13 protein-coding genes are annotated in these 16,324 nt (G+C 60.2%); 3 read left to right on the forward strand and 10 right to left on the reverse strand.

The features are described 5' to 3' along the window. Positions 1–83: 83 nt before the first annotated feature. Positions 84–1,199, reverse strand: a complete 1,116-nt coding sequence (locus tag ABU178_RS11990; protein WP_397215071.1) for a branched-chain amino acid ABC transporter substrate-binding protein — start codon at positions 1,197–1,199, stop codon at positions 84–86. Between the two features lie 420 nt (positions 1,200–1,619). Here ABU178_RS11990 and ABU178_RS11995 point away from each other — a divergent pair, with 420 nt between their 5' ends. Next, positions 1,620–3,074, forward strand: a complete 1,455-nt coding sequence (locus ABU178_RS11995; RefSeq protein WP_397215073.1) for an AMP nucleosidase — start codon at positions 1,620–1,622, stop codon at positions 3,072–3,074. A gap of 60 nt (positions 3,075–3,134) precedes the next feature. Here ABU178_RS11995 and ABU178_RS12000 read toward each other — a convergent pair whose 3' ends face one another. Then, entirely contained in the window at positions 3,135–4,433 is a 1,299-nt protein-coding gene (locus tag ABU178_RS12000) for an NCS2 family permease (RefSeq protein WP_397215790.1), read from the reverse strand. Between the two features lie 442 nt (positions 4,434–4,875). Between ABU178_RS12000 and ABU178_RS12005 the strand changes: the two genes are divergently transcribed. Further along, positions 4,876–5,622: a response regulator gene (locus tag ABU178_RS12005; RefSeq protein WP_397215075.1), complete on the forward strand. Its 747-nt coding sequence runs from the start codon at positions 4,876–4,878 to the stop codon at positions 5,620–5,622. Positions 5,623–5,629: 7 nt separating this feature from the next. Here the strand turns inward: ABU178_RS12005 and ABU178_RS12010 are convergent, their stop codons facing one another. From ABU178_RS12010 to ABU178_RS12025, 4 genes are all read right to left on the reverse strand, one after another. Continuing rightward, positions 5,630–6,310 carry a D-lyxose/D-mannose isomerase gene (locus ABU178_RS12010; RefSeq protein ID WP_397215077.1) on the reverse strand — a complete coding sequence of 227 codons (681 nt, stop codon included), beginning with the start codon at positions 6,308–6,310 and terminating at the stop codon, positions 5,630–5,632. Positions 6,311–6,371: 61 nt separating this feature from the next. After that, positions 6,372–7,310, reverse strand: a complete 939-nt coding sequence (locus ABU178_RS12015; RefSeq protein ID WP_397215078.1) for an ABC transporter substrate-binding protein — start codon at positions 7,308–7,310, stop codon at positions 6,372–6,374. 194 nt (positions 7,311–7,504) lie between these two features. After that, the gene (locus ABU178_RS12020) at positions 7,505–8,488 is read right to left on the reverse strand and encodes an ABC transporter permease subunit (protein ID WP_397215080.1); all 984 of its coding nucleotides are present in this window, start codon (positions 8,486–8,488) and stop codon (positions 7,505–7,507) included. A 12-nt stretch (positions 8,489–8,500) separates the two neighbouring features. Next, on the reverse strand, positions 8,501–10,015 hold the full coding sequence (locus tag ABU178_RS12025) for a sugar ABC transporter ATP-binding protein (RefSeq protein ID WP_397215082.1): 1,515 nt from the start codon (positions 10,013–10,015) through the stop codon (positions 8,501–8,503). Positions 10,016–10,156: 141 nt separating this feature from the next. On the opposite strand from ABU178_RS12025, the gene ABU178_RS12030 reads away from it, so the two are divergent. Then, complete coding sequence (locus ABU178_RS12030; RefSeq protein WP_397215792.1) at positions 10,157–12,751, forward strand: ATP-binding protein; 2,595 nt, start codon at positions 10,157–10,159, stop codon at positions 12,749–12,751. Here ABU178_RS12030 and phnE (ABU178_RS12035) read toward each other — a convergent pair. From phnE (ABU178_RS12035) to phnC, 4 genes are read right to left on the reverse strand one after another with little or no spacing between them, the layout of a single operon-like run. After that, positions 12,705–13,589 carry a phosphonate ABC transporter, permease protein PhnE gene (gene phnE / locus ABU178_RS12035; protein WP_397215084.1) on the reverse strand — a complete coding sequence of 295 codons (885 nt, stop codon included), beginning with the start codon at positions 13,587–13,589 and terminating at the stop codon, positions 12,705–12,707. The two genes, ABU178_RS12030 and phnE (ABU178_RS12035), sit on opposite strands and share 47 nt — an antisense overlap. After that, on the reverse strand, positions 13,590–14,450 hold the full coding sequence (gene phnE / locus ABU178_RS12040) for a phosphonate ABC transporter, permease protein PhnE (RefSeq protein WP_397215086.1): 861 nt from the start codon (positions 14,448–14,450) through the stop codon (positions 13,590–13,592). Between the two features lie 57 nt (positions 14,451–14,507). Continuing rightward, positions 14,508–15,443 (reverse strand): phosphonate ABC transporter substrate-binding protein, encoded by a 936-nt coding sequence (gene phnD / locus ABU178_RS12045; protein WP_397215088.1) that lies wholly within the window; start codon positions 15,441–15,443, stop codon positions 14,508–14,510. A 22-nt stretch (positions 15,444–15,465) separates the two neighbouring features. Beyond that, positions 15,466–16,296, reverse strand: coding sequence for a phosphonate ABC transporter ATP-binding protein (gene phnC, locus ABU178_RS12050; protein WP_397215090.1), 831 nt, complete (start codon positions 16,294–16,296; stop codon positions 15,466–15,468). Positions 16,297–16,324: the final 28 nt, after the last annotated feature.

Below are 16,324 nucleotides of genomic sequence, written 5' to 3' on the forward strand. Positions count from 1 at the left end.
CTCGCCGAAGGTGGGCCAGCACCGGCGCGTGGCCCAACGTGGAGATCTCCCCGCCGTGCGGAGGGGAGCTGTGACGTCATAGCTTACAGCTGGTGATATTTGCCCTTATCATCCCACTGGTAGATCACATAGTCGGAGACTTTAAGATCGCCTTTGCTGTCCCAGGCTTTTTTGCCCATCACGGTATCGACACTGTTGGCCTTCAGCCAGGCGCTCGCTTTCTCATTATCTTTGCCCGCCGCCTTATAGGCCGCCGCCAGCGTCTGAATGGAAGCGTAGGCATAGAGGGTGTAGCCCTCAGGCTCGAAGCCGCTGGCGCGGAACTTCTCAATCACCGTTTTGCCCGCCGGAATCTGACGCGGATCGTTGCCAAAGGTCATATAGACGCCGTTGGTATATTGAGGACCGCCCGCCGCAGTCACCATCTCCTCGGTCACGATGCAGTCGCCGGAGAAGAACTTCGCCTTCATGCCTTGCTCGCGCATCTGGCGCACCAGCGGTCCCGCTTCGGGATGGCAGCCGCCAAAATAGACCACGTCAGGATTCAGCGAGGACATCTTGGTCACCAGCGCGTTGAAATCTTTCTCGCCGCGAGAAAGCCCTTCGTACATTACCTCTTTCACGCCGCGTTTTTGCAGCGCGGCTTTGGTGGCGTCGGCCAGGCCCTGCCCGTAGGTATCTTTATCGTGGATCACCGCTACTTTCTTCGCCTTCAGGGTATCCAGAATGTAGTTAGCGGCAATGCTGCCCTGCTGATCGTCGCGGCCACACATACGGAACATGCCGTTCATGCCGCGCTCGGTGATTTGTGGATTGGTGGAGCCGGGAGTAATGGTGAGAATCCCGGCTTCGTCATAAACCTCCGAGGCGGGCATGGTAGAAGAGGAGCAGAAATGGCCGACCACTGCCATCACCTTGTCCTGATCCGCCAGACGGTTAGCCACCGAGACCGCCTGTTTGGGTTCGCAGGCATCATCGCCCTGCACCAGCACGATTTTCTCGCCGTTGATGCCGCCTGCGGCATTAATATCTTCCGCAGCCTGCGACGCGCCCTTCCAGTACTGCGCGCCGTAGGTGGCATTGGGGCCGGAGAAAGGACCGGCTACGCCGATTTTGATATCTGCCTGTGCGTAAAAGGCAACGCTCAAACACCCTGCAATCACGGCCTTGATGGATAAATTCATTAATTTCAGAGACATTCTGTCAATCCTCAACACGGTTAGGAGCAAATGCCAGACCACGGCTTGGGAGAAATCAATTTCTGAATCAACTTATCGGAGAGTACAGTGCGGCCAGCAGGGCCACGGTTAATCTGTAAGCAAAAAGCTCGCCAGAGGTAACAGCAGGTTGCAAAAATTTTCTGTGCGGCGCGATCCGATATTCTTGTTACGCCGCAGGCGAAGCGACAGCAAGGAAGATACAGGCAGATCCTGCTTTTGCCGCGACGTTATGTTAACAGTATGAAATTACCGGCTTGCTCACTCACAATACCGATTGTCGCCGCGCGCACCAGCACCGCGTTGGTGCAAAATGGGATGGATCACAGATTCTTCACCGGGATGAGAGAGACTACAGCTAAGCTTACCCTCTTAACAGATGACCAAAAGCCAGGAGAAGTTATGGAAACGCAACGGAACGGCCTGACCAGCCAGCAAGCGCTGGATGAGCTGGAGCGCCTTTACGATAACGCCGTCGCCGCCTTGCGCGAGGCGATAAAAACCTTCACGGAACAGGGCACCCTGCCGGATGCCGCAGCGCGGGCGCAGGGGCTGTTTGTCTATCCTGAGCTGCGTATCAGCTGGCTGGGCGATGGCCCGCAGCGCAACCGCACCCGCGCCTGGGGCCGCTTTACCCATACCGGCAGCTACAGCACCACCATCGCGCGCCCGGCGCTGCTGCGTCACTATCTGAGCGAGCAGCTGGCGATGATCGAGAAAGAGTATGAGGTGGTGATTGAAGTGGGTCCGTCGCAGCAGGAGATCCCCTATCCTTACGTGATTGACGGCTCGGATCTGTCGCTGGATCGCACCATGAGCGCCGGTATCGCTCGTTATTTTCCTACCACCGAACTGTCGCAGATTGGCGATGAGACCGCCGATGGCCTGTTTAACCCGAGCACCTTTTACCCGCTCTCCCATTTCGATGCGCTGCGCAGCGATTTCTCCTTTGCCCGCCTGCGCCACTACACCGGCACGGCGGTGGAGCATTTTCAGCCCTTTGTGCTGTTCACCAACTACACGCGTTACGTGGATGAGTTTGTGCGCTGGGCGATTGAGCAGGTGCGCGATCCGCAAACGTCTTACGACAGCCTGGCCTGCGCCGGTGACGTGGTGATCACCGCTGATACGCCGGATGCCGAGGCGATGATGTCCGATCTCGCCTGGAAGAAGCATCAGATGCCCGCCTGGCACCTTACCTCGCCCAACCGGCGCGGCATTACGCTGGTGAATATCGGCGTGGGCCCGTCGAACGCGAAAACCATCTGCGACCATCTGGCGGTGCTGCGTCCGCACGCCTGGCTGATGATTGGTCACTGCGGCGGGCTGCGTGAAAGCCAGACCATCGGCGACTACGTGCTGGCGCACGCCTATTTGCGCGACGATCACGTGCTCGACAGCGTGCTGCCACCCGATATTCCGATTCCCAGCATCGCCGAGGTGCAGCGTGCGCTTTACGACGCCACCAAAGCGGTGAGCGGCATGGACAGCGAGGCGGTTAAGCATCGTCTGCGCACCGGCACGGTAGTGACCACGGACGACCGCAACTGGGAGCTGCGCTATTCCGCCTCCGCGCTGCGCTTTAACCTCAGCCGCGCGGTGGCGGTAGATATGGAGAGCGCCACCATCGCCGCGCAGGGTTACCGTTTCCGCGTGCCCTACGGCACCCTGCTTTGCGTTTCTGACAAACCTCTGCACGGCGAGATCAAGCTGCCCGGCCAGGCGAACCGTTTTTATGAAGGGGCGATTTCGGAACATCTGCAAATTGGTATTTGCGCAGTAGAACTGTTACGCGCCGAAGGGGATAAGCTGCATTCTCGTAAGCTGCGGACGTTTAACGAACCGCCGTTCAGATAAGCGCCAGGGCCAGCCCGGATACCGTTCAGGCTGGCCCTGGGTTTAATGCCGGAGGGGGGATCAGGCGCTCAGCCAGCCCAACTTGATCACAAACAGAATCGAGAGAATCACCAGCGCCGCATTCAGCTCACGCGTACGGCCGCTCAGCAGCTTCACCACCGTCCAGGTGATGAACCCGAACGCGATGCCGTTAGCAATTGAGTAGGTCAGCGGCATCGTCAACGCGGTTACGGTAACTGGCGCGGCAGTGGTGATATCTTTCCAGTCAATCTCCGCCAGACCCGAGGTCATCAGCACCGCCACAAACAGCAGCGCAGGCGCGGTGGCGTAAACCGGTACGCTGGAGGCAAGCGGCGAAAAGAACAGGCTGAGCAGGAACAGAATCGCAACCACCACTGCGGTCAGACCGGTACGGCCACCGGCGCTGACGCCCGCCGCCGATTCCACATAGCTGGTGGTGGTAGAAGTGCCCAACAGCGAACCAAACAGCGCAGCGGCGCTATCGGCCACCAGCGCGCGGCCCATCTTCGGCACATTGCCTTGCTCATCCGCCAGACCGGCGCGCTTGGTCACGCCCAGCAGCGTGCCGGTGTTATCAAACACGTCAACAAACAGGAAGGCGAAAATCACGCTTACCAGGCCTACGTTAAAGGCACCGGCGATATCGAGCTGCATAAAGGTCGGCGCGATAGAGGGCGGCGCGGAGAAAACGCCTGCAAAAGGCGACAGGCCAATCCCCATGGAAATAAAGGTCACCAGCAGAATGCCGATCAGCACTGCGCCGGTCACACGGCGCGCTTCCAGCACCACGATAATGATAAAGCCCAGCATCGCCAGCAGCGGTCCCGGCTTCGTCAGGTCGCCGATGCCGACCAGCGTGGCCGGGTTGTCCACCACGATACCCGCCCCTTCCAGCGCAATCAGCGCCAGAAACAGACCGATACCGGCAGCAATGCCGGCGCGCAGCGGCAGCGGAATGCTGGCGATGATCCATTCACGAATTTTGAAAATCGACAGCGCGAAGAAGATCACTGCGGAGAGGAACACCGCACCCAGCGCGATTTGCCAGGTGTAGCCCATATGCAGCACAACGGTGTAGGTAAAGAAGGCGTTCAGCCCCATGCCCGGTGCCAGCGCGATGGGATAGTTAGCGATCAGACCCATCAGCACGGAGCCGATGGCCGCCGCCAGACAGGTGGCGACAAACACCGAACCTTTATCCATACCGGTCGCGCTGAGAATGCTGGGGTTAACAAACAGGATGTAAGCCATCGCAAGGAAGGTGGTAATCCCCGCGACGATCTCGGTACGAACCGTCGTGTTGTGAGCCTGGAGCTTGAATAGTTTTTCTAACATCATCATCTCTCGTAACATGGAGACGCTACTGACGTGCGTTCTCACTTGCCAATGTGGTTTGCATGCGCATTATTGTGTTGCGGGTCGTCGACTGCATGCTCTGCCGTCAGGTTGCGCGGCTGATGCCTTGTATACAACCTCCCCCTCTGCTCTCATAGCAATTGCTATGCCATGACGTAACGCGGCAAAAACGGCCCGCCGCAGGGTGCGCCACGCAAAATAAGAATAGTCTGAACCAAAGCAAGGCACCAGAAAGGTGCAGTGCTCATTTTTGGTGCAAAGCAGCATGCGCAGCCTCTCCGCCTTGACGCGCGAACTTTGCGCCACTGCACGATTTCAACAGCCGTCGGGCGATGTTTCTCACACTTCCGCGTTTCCGGCGCGCAGGCTTTAACGGCCTGTGTACACTCAGCTTTAACCCAATCGCTACAATAAGAGTCACAGGATGAAGCCCGCGATACTGGTGGTCGATGACGAACGCGCCGTTTGCGAACTGCTGCGCGATGTGCTCAGCGAGCATGTGTTTACCGTGTATACCTGCCATCAGGGTAAAGAGGTGGTGCCGCTGCTGGCGCAGCATCCGGACATTGCGCTGGTGATGCTGGATATGATGTTGCCCGACACCAACGGCCTGCTGGTGCTGCAACAGATGCAGCGCCTGCGCCCGGAACTGCTGGTGATTATGCTGACCGGCATGGGATCGGAGGCGGATATGGTGGTGGGTCTGGAGATGGGCGCGGACGACTATATCGCCAAGCCGTTTAATCCGCGCGTGGTGGTGGCGCGGGCGCGCGCCGCGCTGCGCCGCTGCGGTCGCCTGACGCTGCCCACGCCGGAACAGGACACGGGCTGGCAGTTCAACGGTTGGCAGCTGGACGAAGCGCGCTGTCAGCTGTTTAATCCGCAGCGTGAAGCGGTGGCGCTTACTCAGGGCGAGTATGCGCTGCTGCGTGCGCTGATCCGTCATGCGCGCAAGGTACTGACGCGCGATCAGCTGCTTGAGCTGACCCATAGCGAAAGCCTGGAGGTGTTCGATCGCACCATTGATGTGCTGATTATGCGGCTGCGGCGCAAGATAGAGGTAAACCCCCATCAGCCGACGCTGATCCGCACCATTCGCGGTCTGGGCTATGTCTTTTCCGCTGACGTGGCGCGGCCAGGGGCAGCAATGCTCTCAACGCAAACCGCCTGATCTCGGATCATAGCCAGCGGTGATATTCATTGCAGAGCAGCCAGCGCGGCGCTTCATCCTCGTCAAGAGGATTGAAGCGCGCCAGCGGCGTAAGAAATACATTGTCATGCTCGTCGTCGTTGGGCATCGACACTTCGCCTACCAGCACATCGCCATAGCCCGCCTCGCCCCAGAAGCTGTGCCAGATGCCGGGCGGCAGCGTCACGCTCTCGCCGGGAGACAGCCGTATCTGCGAACCGGCGGCGTGCGTCTGGCTGATGCCGTCCAGCGTCACGCTCACCGTGCTTTCCGCCAGCCGATCGCCTGCGCGGTTATGCAACTCCACAATCAGATTGCCGCCGCCGCGATTGATGATGTCCTCCATCTTTTGCGGATGGTAGTGCATCGGCGTCACCTGGCCATCGCGAATGTGCATCACCTTCTCAGCATAGGGCTTGCGCCAGGGCTGACCGCCGGGAGAGCCGTTGCGCAGGGTAAACAACGTTAGGCCGGTTTGCTGAAAATCAGGCTCGCCAAAGCTGGTGACGTCCCAGCCCAGCCGCAGCGCCAGCAGCTCTGCCGCGCGGCTTTTGTCCAGCGCGCGCCACTGGCTGAGGCCGTAATCCGCCCAGGCGGGCAGATGCACATCCTGGCGCATAAAGAACTCGCGCGTGCGCTGTAAAATGGCGTTGACTTCCGAACGTTGCATAAGCGCCTCTCCCCTTGTCGGACAACGCACGCGGCCTGTGGTGCCGCGCGCCGCCTGATGGTTATTTCACCGTCCAGCCCTTGTAGCTGTTGACGCTGTTGCGGTCGATCAGCGTAACCGGGATCAGCACCGGTTTATCCGGTGCCGGTTTGCCCTGCAGGATGTCGTAACCGATTTCCACCGCTCTGGAGGCCATGACCTGCGGGTCCTGGGCTGGCGTCGCGACAAACAGGGAATTTTTACGTTTCAGCGCCTCTTCGCCGTCGGGCGATCCATCTACGCCGACAATAAAGAATTCGCTGCGCTGCGCCTGTTTCGCCGCCAGATCGGCGCCGATCGCCGTGGGATCGTTGATGGCGAACACCGCATCGATCTTCGGATTGGCGGAGAGCAGCGAGGTCATGATCTCCAGCCCGCCTTCACGACTTCCTTTGGCGTTCTGGTTGTATGACAGCAGCTTGATCTCCGGGTGGCGCTTCAGCTCGGTCATGCAGCCTTCTACACGGTTCTGCACGGCGGAGACCGGCGGTCCGTTGATGATCACCACGTTGCCTTTCGCCTTCAGGCGGTCGGAAATATATTTACAGGCCATCGCCCCCGCCTGGGTGTTATCGGAGGTGATGGTAGCGTTGGCGCCGTCGGCTGCCACGTCCACTGCCACCACTACGATACCGGCGTCACGGGCGCGCTTCACCGCCGGGGCGATACCTTTGGAGTCGGCGGCGTTAAGGATAATCATGTCTACTTTGGCGGCGATAAAGTTATCGATCTGGCCGACCTGTTGGCCGAGGTCGTAACCGCTGGAAACCAACGTCACGTTCACCTTGTCGCCCGCCAGCTCATGCGCCTTCTTCTCCGCCCCTTTGGTGATCTGCACAAAGAACGGGTTGGCGAGATCGCCTACGGTAACGCCAATCGACTTCAGCTCTTTTGCCTGAACCAGCGGAGCGCTGAGCAGCGTCGCCGCCAGCAGCCCGGTTACAATCGGATTGAAACGCATATTTTTTCTCCTGCTGCTATTTTATCGTTGCCAACCGCAAAATGGCCTGAGGTTCTTCTTTTTACTCACCGTTATCACGGGCGTTATCGGCGCAGCCAGTTTGCCGACGGCCAGCGCGCAGTCACCGCAGCGTACAAGCAGTACGTGAGGATGACGAGCACTGCCGGTGGCAATATGGCAAGTAAGATAGCCCGTTAGCTTACGTGATGCCGGGTACGATACTTATCGATCAACACCGCAATAATGATCACCCCGCCCTTAATCACCAGCTGCCAGAAATAGGAGACGCCCATCAGCGTCATGCCGTTATTCAGGGTGGCGATAATCAGCGCGCCGATCAGCGTGCCGGTAATGGTGCCGATACCGCCGACAAAGCTGGTGCCGCCGAGGATCACCGCCGCAATCGCGTCCAGCTCATAGCCGACCCCGAGATTGCCGTTGGCGCTGTAGAGACGTGAAGCGCTCATCAGCCCGCCCAGCCCGGAGAGCAGTCCGCTGACGCCATAGACAAACACCAGCACCGCGCCCACTTTGATCCCGGTCAAACGCGCCGCCTGCATATTGCCGCCCACGGCATAGATATGAATGCCCAGCGTGGTGCGACGCAGCAGGAACCAGCAAAGCGCAATCACCGCAAAAGCGATCACAATCAGCCAGGGAACCGGCCCCAGATAGCCGTTGCCGATCCACTCAAAGTTAATGTCGGAGTTGATCACCGTGGTGCCATCCGCCAGCAGATAGGCCGCGCCGCGCATGGCGGTGTAGGTGCCCAGGGTGACGATAAAGGGCGGTAGCCCCGCCCAGGCGACCAGAATGCCGTTAAACAGCCCCATCAGCAGACCCGCGCCCAGCGCCGCCGGAATGGTCATCGAGGCGAAAGCGGGATCGAGCGAGGTGATCATCGCCACCACCGCCGTGGTGCCAAGCATCGATCCCACCGAAAGGTCGATACCGCCGGTCAGGATCACAAAGGTCATCCCCGCCGCCAGCACGATATTGATCGAGGCCTGGCGCGTAATGTTCAGCAGGTTGGCCTCGGTAAAAAAGTTCGGGGCGACAAAACCAAATACTGCCACGATCAGGATCAGAATCGGCAGGATGCCCACCGTCTGCACCAGGTCGCCCATAAAGGCGCGCTTCAGCGTAGGGGTTTTGGCGCGTGCGCTTTCACTGGTCATGCTGCTTTCTCCTCAAGCTTCTGCGGGCTGCGACGCGTGCGCGCCGGTCGCCAGCGTCATGATATTTTCCTGGCTGATCTGGTCAGCAGCCAGCTCTCCGGCGATGGTTCCCTCGCGCATCACGTAGACCCGATCGCTCATGCCGACCACCTCCGGCAGCTCGCTGGAGATCATCAGAATCGCCACCCCCTGATGCGCCATCTGGTTCATCATGCGGTAGATTTCGCTGCGCGCGCCGACGTCCACACCGCGCGTCGGTTCGTCGAGGATCAAAATGCGTGGATTGATAGCGGCCCAGCGCGAAATCAGCAGCTTCTGCTGATTGCCGCCGGAAAGCCCGCCGGCACGCACCTGCGCATGAGGCACGCGAATATTTAGCGTTTTGATCGCCTCGCTGGAGATCTTTTGTGCTTTGCGCCGGTCCAGCAGGCCATAGCTGGCGTCACGCTCCAGCGTCGCCATCACGATGTTTTCATGCGCCGCCAGCTCCAGAAACAGCCCCTGCTCTTTGCGGTTTTCGGTGAGAAAGCCGATCCCTACAGCGATCGCCTCGCGCGGTGAGTGGATTTTCACCTTTTCGCCATCGATCCAGATATCGCCGCCGCCTGGCTTGCGCACGCCGAAGATCATCTGCGCCAGCTCGCTGCGTCCGGCCCCCACCAGCCCGGCAAGACCGACAATTTCACCGGCGCGTACCTCCAGGCTGCTGGGATGGATTTTGCCGTTGTCGGTGAGGTTATTCAGCGCCAGCCGAATCGCGCCAAACGCAATGGTGCGATCCTTGTTAAACAGGTCGCTGAGCGGCCTGCCGACCATCATGCGCACCAGCTCGCTGGCGTTGAGCTTGTCCCGCGTCAGGCTGCCAACATACTGACCATCCCGCAGCACGCTGACGCGATCGGAAAGCTCATACACCTCCGCCATGCGGTGGCTGATATAGATAATCGCCATGCCCTCGTTGCGCAGCCGTTTAATCAGGGCGAACAGCTGTTCGGTTTCGCGGTTAGAGAGCGCCGCCGTGGGTTCATCCATCACCAGAATGCGGCTGTTGCGGTGCAGCGCGCGCGCAATCTCCACCTGCTGCTGCTCGGCAATGCTCAGCTTGCTCACCAGGTCGGTGGCGGAGAACTGTGCGCCGAGGCGGTCAATCACCTGCTGTGCCTCCAGCGCCATCTGTTTACGCTTCACCATGCCGAGATGGCGGATCTCGCTGCCGAGAAAGATGTTTTCCGCCACCGTGAGATTCGGCGCCAGATTGATCTCCTGATAGATCAGCGTAATGCCCGCCGCCAGCGCCTCTTTTGGCCCTTTGATTACCCAGGGCTTGCCATCGATAATGATTTCCCCGCTGCTGGCGCTATAGGCACCGGCTAAAATTTTCATCAGCGTGCTTTTTCCCGCGCCGTTTTCCCCCATCAGGGCATGCACCTCTCCCGGCCAGACGGTGAGATCCACCTCTTTCAGGGCGTAAAAGGTGCCAAACCGGCGCGATATGCCTTTCATTTCCAGTATCGGTGTCGCTGTCATTGGCCCGCTCCCGCTCAGGGTGATGCAGCGAGTTAACCAGCCGCAGATAAATGGAAAATGTCAGCGCCCGTTCACAATTGTCATATTTGCCGCCGCCCCCGCTTTTATACTCGCGCTAACGCTTCAGGGAGACAGCCGATGGTGCAACGGGTTTACGCATGGCAGGCCGGGGCGCGCGGGCGCCTGCTGCTGTTTAATCTGCTGGTGGTGAGCGTCACGCTGATGGTAAGCGTGGTGGCGATCCTCGGCTTTCGTCACGCCGGACGGATTCAGGAGCTGGCGCAGGCGCAGACGCTGACGGACATGAACGGCAGCCTGGCGCTGGCGCGTGATACCGCGAACGTAGCGACCGCGGCGGTGCGACTGGCGCAGGTAGTGGGCGCGCTGGAATACCAGAGCGAATCGGCGCGTCTGGCGCAGCAGCAGCAGGCATTGCAGCGCTCGCTGGCGCTGCTCGCCCGTGCGCCACTGGCTGCCCGCCAGCCGGAACGGGTGGCGCGGATGCGGATGCGCAGCCTGATGTTACAGGAAACCATCAGCCAGCTGCTGCTGCGCGGCCATCAGCGCCACCTGCAGCGCAACCAGATGCTCAGCGGACTCTGGCAATCGCAGCTGCTGCTGACCCATATCAATACGCTGGCGCAAAACAATCCCGACGCCCCACCTGCGGCGCTGCGCCAGCAGGCGATGGCGCTGATTGAGGTGGCGATTGGCACCGCGTCGCCCTGGGCTGCTATCGATCGATGGCAGGCGGTGATGCGGCAGTGGCCGGAACACCGCGCAGATACGGTGCTGAACAGCAAAATCGAGCGGCTGTTCGCCACCGGACAGTCACTGGTGCCGCTGGCGCAGCAGCTGGAAGAGAGCGATCTGGCGATTGCTTACGCCACTTACCGCATCAAGGCGCTGGTGGCGATGCTGAACGTGGATATTACCGCCTGCGTGCAGCAGGTCGCGCAGCAAAGCGACGCGCGCCTGCAGGAAACCCATCGCGAACTCAACTCCATTATCCTGTTTATCTCCCTGTTTGTGCTGCTGGCGCTGGCGATCACCTGCTACGCCGGTTACTACATCTACCGCAACCTGGGTTCCAGCCTGACCGCTATTGCCCACGCCATGACGCAGCTGGCGCAGGGGGAGAAGCACGTCAGCGTGCCGGGCCTGCAACGGCGCGATGAGCTGGGGGATCTGGCGCGTGCCTTTAACGTTTTTGCGCGCAATACCGCCTCGCTGGAACACACCTCGCGCCTGCTGAAAGAGAAAAGCAGCCAGCTTGAATCCACCTTTCTGGCGATGCGCGACGGCTTCGCCCTGTTCGATAACCACGGTGAGCTGGTGGTATGGAACGCGCAGTATCCGCATTTGCTGGGCCTGTCGCCGCGCGATCTGCATCGCGGCCTGCATTACCAGCAGTTGCTGACGCGTATCGGCATTACGCTGAACGACGTGGGCGATCCGCAGGAGGTGCGGCTGGCGGATGGCAGAACGCTGGAGCTGCGCTTCAGCCCGGTGCCCCGGCGCGGCATGGTGAATACCGTGCTGGAGCGCAGCGCGCGCAAGGCGCTGGAGGAGGCGCTGGTGCACAGCCAGAAGATGAAGGCGGTAGGCCAGCTTACCGGCGGTCTGGCGCACGACTTCAATAATCTGCTGGCGGTGATCGTCGGCAGCCTGGAGCTTACCGTGGGCCAGCTGCCGCCCGGCCCTGTCGCCAGCCGCGTTGAGCGCGCGCGCCAGGCGGCGGATCGCGCCGCCCAGCTGACCCAGCGTCTGCTCGCCTTCTCGCGCAAACAGGCGCTCTACCCGCGCGCGGTGTCGGTGGTGGCGCTGGTGGAGAATTTGCAGGGACTGCTGCAACATTCGCTGTTGCCGGGCCAGCAGCTGGTGATCGACGCGCAGCGCCCCGGCTGGCCCGCGTGGATCGACGCCAGCCAGCTGGAGAACGCATTGATGAATCTGGTGGTGAATGCGCGCGACGCGATGCAGCAGCAGAGCGGCGAAATCTGTCTGCGCATCTGGAATCAGCGTCGCCAGGAACAGGGCGAAAAACGTGACCGCGTCACTATTGAGGTCATCGATCGCGGCTGCGGCATGTCCGCCGGGGTACGCGAGCAGGTTTTCGAACCTTTTTTTACCACCAAGCCCACCGGCAGCGGCAGCGGTCTGGGGCTGTCAATGGTATATGGCTTTGTGCGCCAGTCTGGCGGGCAGGTTGAGCTGGAGACCGCGCCAGGCCAGGGCACCACGGTACGCCTGCTGTTACCGCGCGCGCCGGAGCAGCCTTCTCAACCGTTGCCCCTGGCGCTGCCGGTGGCCGATGCGGCGGAGGAGCGGCTGGTGCTGGTGCTGGACGATGAGCCAGCGGTACGCGAGACGCTCTGCGAGCATCTGCATGCCCTGGGCTATCTGACGCTGGAGTGCGGCGACGGCGAGCAGGCGCTGACGCTGCTGCGCCAGACGCCCGATATCGATCTGCTGATCAGCGACCTGATGCTGCCGGGAAAACTCAGCGGCGCGGAGGTGATTCGCCAGGCGCAGCAGCAGTGGCCGGGCCTCGCCACGCTGCTGATCAGCGGCCAGGATCTGCGCCACCAGCCGGTGACGCTGCCGCTGTGCGAACGGCTGGCGAAGCCCTGGAGCCAGCCGCAGCTGGTGCAGGCGCTGCAGCGCGCCTGGCAGCGCAGCCAGCGGCTTAAGCTTGCGCGTCAGGCTGCCAGAGCGGCACCGTTTTCCCGTTGATATAGCGCTTGCGCAGTCGGGAGGAGATCGCATCCATCGTCATCACAATCGCCACCAGCAGCAGGGTGATAAACATCACCACGTCCCAGTTCCACAGGCGCATATTCTCCGCGTAGACCAGGCCGATGCCGCCCGCCCCGACAAAGCCGAGCACCGCCGCCGAGCGGGTGTTGGATTCAATCTGATAGAGGCTGAGGGCGAGGAAAGCGGGAAACGACTGGGTAAAGATGCCGTAACGGTGTTTTTGCAGGCTGTTGGCCCCTACCGCGCTCAGCCCGCGTCCCGGCGAGCGCTCCACCGCCTCGTGCCCTTCCGCATAAAGCTTGCCGAGCAGCCCGATATCCTGAACCACAATCGCCAGCACCCCGGCCAGCGGTCCCATGCCCACGGCGCGCACAAAGATTAATCCCCAAATCGCCATATCGACGCCGCGCATCAGATCGAACAGGCGACGCACCAGCAGCGCCACGGGACGCGTGGCCCGATCGTGCATCACGTTGCGCGCCGCCAGAAACGACAGCGGCAGTGCCAGCAGCGAGGCGGTAACGGTCCCGGCAAACACAATCCCTAAGGTAATGCCGATCTGCGAGAAATAATAAGCAAAGGGCCAGCTGGCGAAGTCGTGCCAGACAAACATATGCATAAAGTATTGGCCAAGCTGCTGACAGCCCTGAATCGTGCGGCTCCAGCCGATGCCAAACTGATAAAAGAAGAACAGGTAGTAGAGCAGTGCCGCCAGCGCCAGCAGTGCGATGCGGCGCAGATAGCGGCGCTGTACCACGAAGAGTTGCGGGTGTTGCTGCCTGAGTTTTCCTGTGTCCGGGGCCATCGCGATCATTCAGCGTACTCCTTCTACCACGCGGCGACGCAGCCAGCCGGAGAGCATATCCAGCAGCGACACCACCACTACAATCAGCAGCAGCGTAATGCTGACCTGATCGTAACGGTCAAGTTTGATATTGGTCATCAGCTCCTGGCCGATGCCGCCCGCCCCTACCAGTCCGAGAATGGTGGAGGAGCGAAAGTTAACCTCCAGACGCATAAAACTGTAGGAGAGGAAAACCGGCTTAACCTGCGGCCAGAAGGCGAAGCGCATACGTTGCAGCTTGCTGGCACCACAGGCGGCGAGACCGCGCACCGGTTTGTCCGAGGCGCTCTCAATCGCCTCATAAAACAGCTTGGTCAGGCTGCCAATGGTATGCAGCGCCAGCGCCAGAAAGCCGGGGATAGCGCCGATGCCAAACGCCATTACAAACATTACCGCCCAGGCGAGTTCCGGCATGGTGCGTAAAAAGGCCACCAGCGTACGAATGGCGAGACGTACGCTCGCAGGAGACTGGGTATTGTCGGCGGCGAAAAAGGCCAGCACGGCGGCCGTCAATACGGCGACCAGCGTTGAGGAGATCGCCAGCTGCAAGGTTTCCCAAATCAGCGGCAGCTGAATGTGCAGACGATAGCCCCAGTACGCCAGCGAACCCTGGGTTTTGCCGTCGGAAAACAGCAGCGGCAGATGCAGCACCGGCAAGGTTTGACCAATGTAATCGAAGAAATGCGGCAGCGATTGCCAGACGGTGAACAGATTGAATTCAGCGACCTTGCCGGCAGCCAGGTAAAGCGCGATCAGCAGCAGCGACCAGAGCAGGTTGTCGCGCTTTTGCTGGCTGCGGATGCGTTGGTAATAGCGTTCGAAATCGGTCAACGTAACCTCTCGCAGAGTGGTGATGACCCTCACGCCCTGAAGCGTGAGGGTAAAGGTTTATCCGCGGCTGCCCTTCATCAGGTCGCGCTTCATATCAATAATGTTCTGGTAGTCCGCCAGGGTTGCCGGGCCGATATGCTGGGTGCCGCCCATCGCTTTGATGAAGCAGCTGTGATCCTGCGTATCCAGCTTTTTGATTGCCGCAACGACTTTCTGTTTGAAGTCAGCCGGCAGCTGGTTACTCACCAGAATCGGGCCGTTCGGGATCAATGGCGACTGCCAGATAATGCGGATCTGCTTCATCAGATCGGGATGATCCATGCTAATTATGCGGTTAAAGGCGCCTACGCTGTAGCCTTTGTCATAGTCGCCCACCAGCGAGGTCCAGGTGACCGCGCCGTCGAACTGGTTGTTCAGCACGCCGAGCACGTCCTGTTCATGGCCGCCGGAGAAAGTGACGCTGGAGAAGAAGCCGTTGTACTTGTCATCAATGGTGCCGCCAAAGATTTTCTTAAACGCCTGGTTCGGCATCAGGTAGCCGGAAGTGGAGTCGGGGTCGGCCATGCCAAACGATTTCCCCTTCAGGTCTTCCAGCTTCTGGTAAGGACTGTCCGCCTTCACGATCACCACCGAGTGGTAGCCTTTCGACTGATCGTTGTCATCCACGGCGATACCCACGATATCCACCGCTTTGGGATCCTGGAGGTAAACCGAGGCATAGGAGGCGGGCGACATACTCAGCACCAGATCGACCTTGCCGCCCAGCAGACCCTGAATCACGCCCGAGTAGTCGGACGAGTTACGCAGTTTGGTATCAACATTCAGCTCTTTATCGAAAAACTGTTTTACGCACTGGTTGTCGCCAATCTGCTGGGTGGCGTTCTGCCCGCCCAGAATGCCGAGGTTCAGTTCTTTCGGTGCATCCGCTGCATTTGCGCCGTAAGCCATCAGCGCGCCAGTAAAAATTGCCAACATTTTCGCTTTTATTTTCATTGTCTTGCTGTCTCTTAGTGATTTAGTGAAGCTGGTTGATTTCATCGCCGTACAGCTGGTGCAGCACGCTGTCGGTGAGCCGGGAAGGATGACCGTCAAACAGGATTTCGCCGCGCTGAATGCCGATAACGCGCGTACACCAGCTTTTCACCAGTTCGATGGAGTGCAGGTTCACCATCACGCTGATGCCCTGCTCGCTCACCTGACGCAGCACTTCCATAATGCGACGGGTATTTTTCGGATCGAGTGACGCCACCGGCTCGTCGGCCAGCAGGATTTTCGGGTTCTGCATCAGCGCACGGCAGATGGCGACACGCTGCATCTGCCCGCCGGAGAGGTTTTCCGCCCGCTGCAACGCCTGCGGCAGCATGTTCATCCACTGCAACAGCTCAATGGCGTGGGCGCGGTCGGTGTCGGAGAAGATTTTCAGGAACGATTTCAGCGTGGAGGTCTGGCTCAGCCGTCCGAGCAGCACGTTAGTCAATACGTCGAGGCGCGGCACCAGGCAGAAATCCTGGAAGATCATGCCGCATTCGCTGCGCCATTCACGCATCTGACGGCTGCTCAGCGTCACCACATCGCGCCCCGCCCGCCCTTCCTGCATGCTGAGGATCGCGCCTTCGCTGGCGTCGATGGTGCCGTTGAGCATGTGCAGCAGCGTGGATTTGCCCGCGCCTGAGCGGCCAATCACCGCCACCAGCTCACCGGCATGCAGATCGAAACTGACGTTATTCAGCACGCGGTTCTCACCGTACGCCTTGCTGAGGTTCTGTACCGACAGCACTTTGCGGCTGACTGGCAGCGCGGGTTCGAACCCGTTATCAACAACGGTTTTCAGTAGAGGCTGTGCCATATTGCACTCCGTTTCATCTGTGAATGCG

Origin of the sequence: Pantoea osteomyelitidis (genome assembly GCF_044342975.1) — a bacterium.
Taxonomy (GTDB): Bacteria; Pseudomonadota; Gammaproteobacteria; order Enterobacterales; family Enterobacteriaceae; genus Pantoea; species Pantoea osteomyelitidis.

Excerpts from the sequence above, each read along its gene's own strand:
- ABU178_RS12020 (WP_397215080.1), bottom strand. The coding sequence starts at position 8,488 with ATGACCAGTGAAAGCGCACGCGCCAAAACCCCTACGCTGAAGCGCGCC.
- ABU178_RS12025 (WP_397215082.1), bottom strand. The coding sequence starts at position 10,015 with ATGACAGCGACACCGATACTGGAAATGAAAGGCATATCGCGCCGGTTT.
- ABU178_RS12000 (WP_397215790.1), bottom strand. The coding sequence starts at position 4,433 with ATGATGTTAGAAAAACTATTCAAGCTCCAGGCTCACAACACGACGGTT.
- phnE (WP_397215084.1), bottom strand. The coding sequence starts at position 13,589 with ATGATCGCGATGGCCCCGGACACAGGAAAACTCAGGCAGCAACACCCG.
- ABU178_RS11995 (WP_397215073.1), top strand. The coding sequence starts at position 1,620 with ATGGAAACGCAACGGAACGGCCTGACCAGCCAGCAAGCGCTGGATGAG.
- ABU178_RS12005 (WP_397215075.1), top strand. The coding sequence starts at position 4,876 with ATGAAGCCCGCGATACTGGTGGTCGATGACGAACGCGCCGTTTGCGAA.
- phnD (WP_397215088.1), bottom strand. The coding sequence starts at position 15,443 with ATGAAAATAAAAGCGAAAATGTTGGCAATTTTTACTGGCGCGCTGATG.
- ABU178_RS11990 (WP_397215071.1), bottom strand. The coding sequence starts at position 1,199 with ATGTCTCTGAAATTAATGAATTTATCCATCAAGGCCGTGATTGCAGGG.
- phnC (WP_397215090.1), bottom strand. The coding sequence starts at position 16,296 with ATGGCACAGCCTCTACTGAAAACCGTTGTTGATAACGGGTTCGAACCC.
- ABU178_RS12010 (WP_397215077.1), bottom strand. The coding sequence starts at position 6,310 with ATGCAACGTTCGGAAGTCAACGCCATTTTACAGCGCACGCGCGAGTTC.
- ABU178_RS12015 (WP_397215078.1), bottom strand. The coding sequence starts at position 7,310 with ATGCGTTTCAATCCGATTGTAACCGGGCTGCTGGCGGCGACGCTGCTC.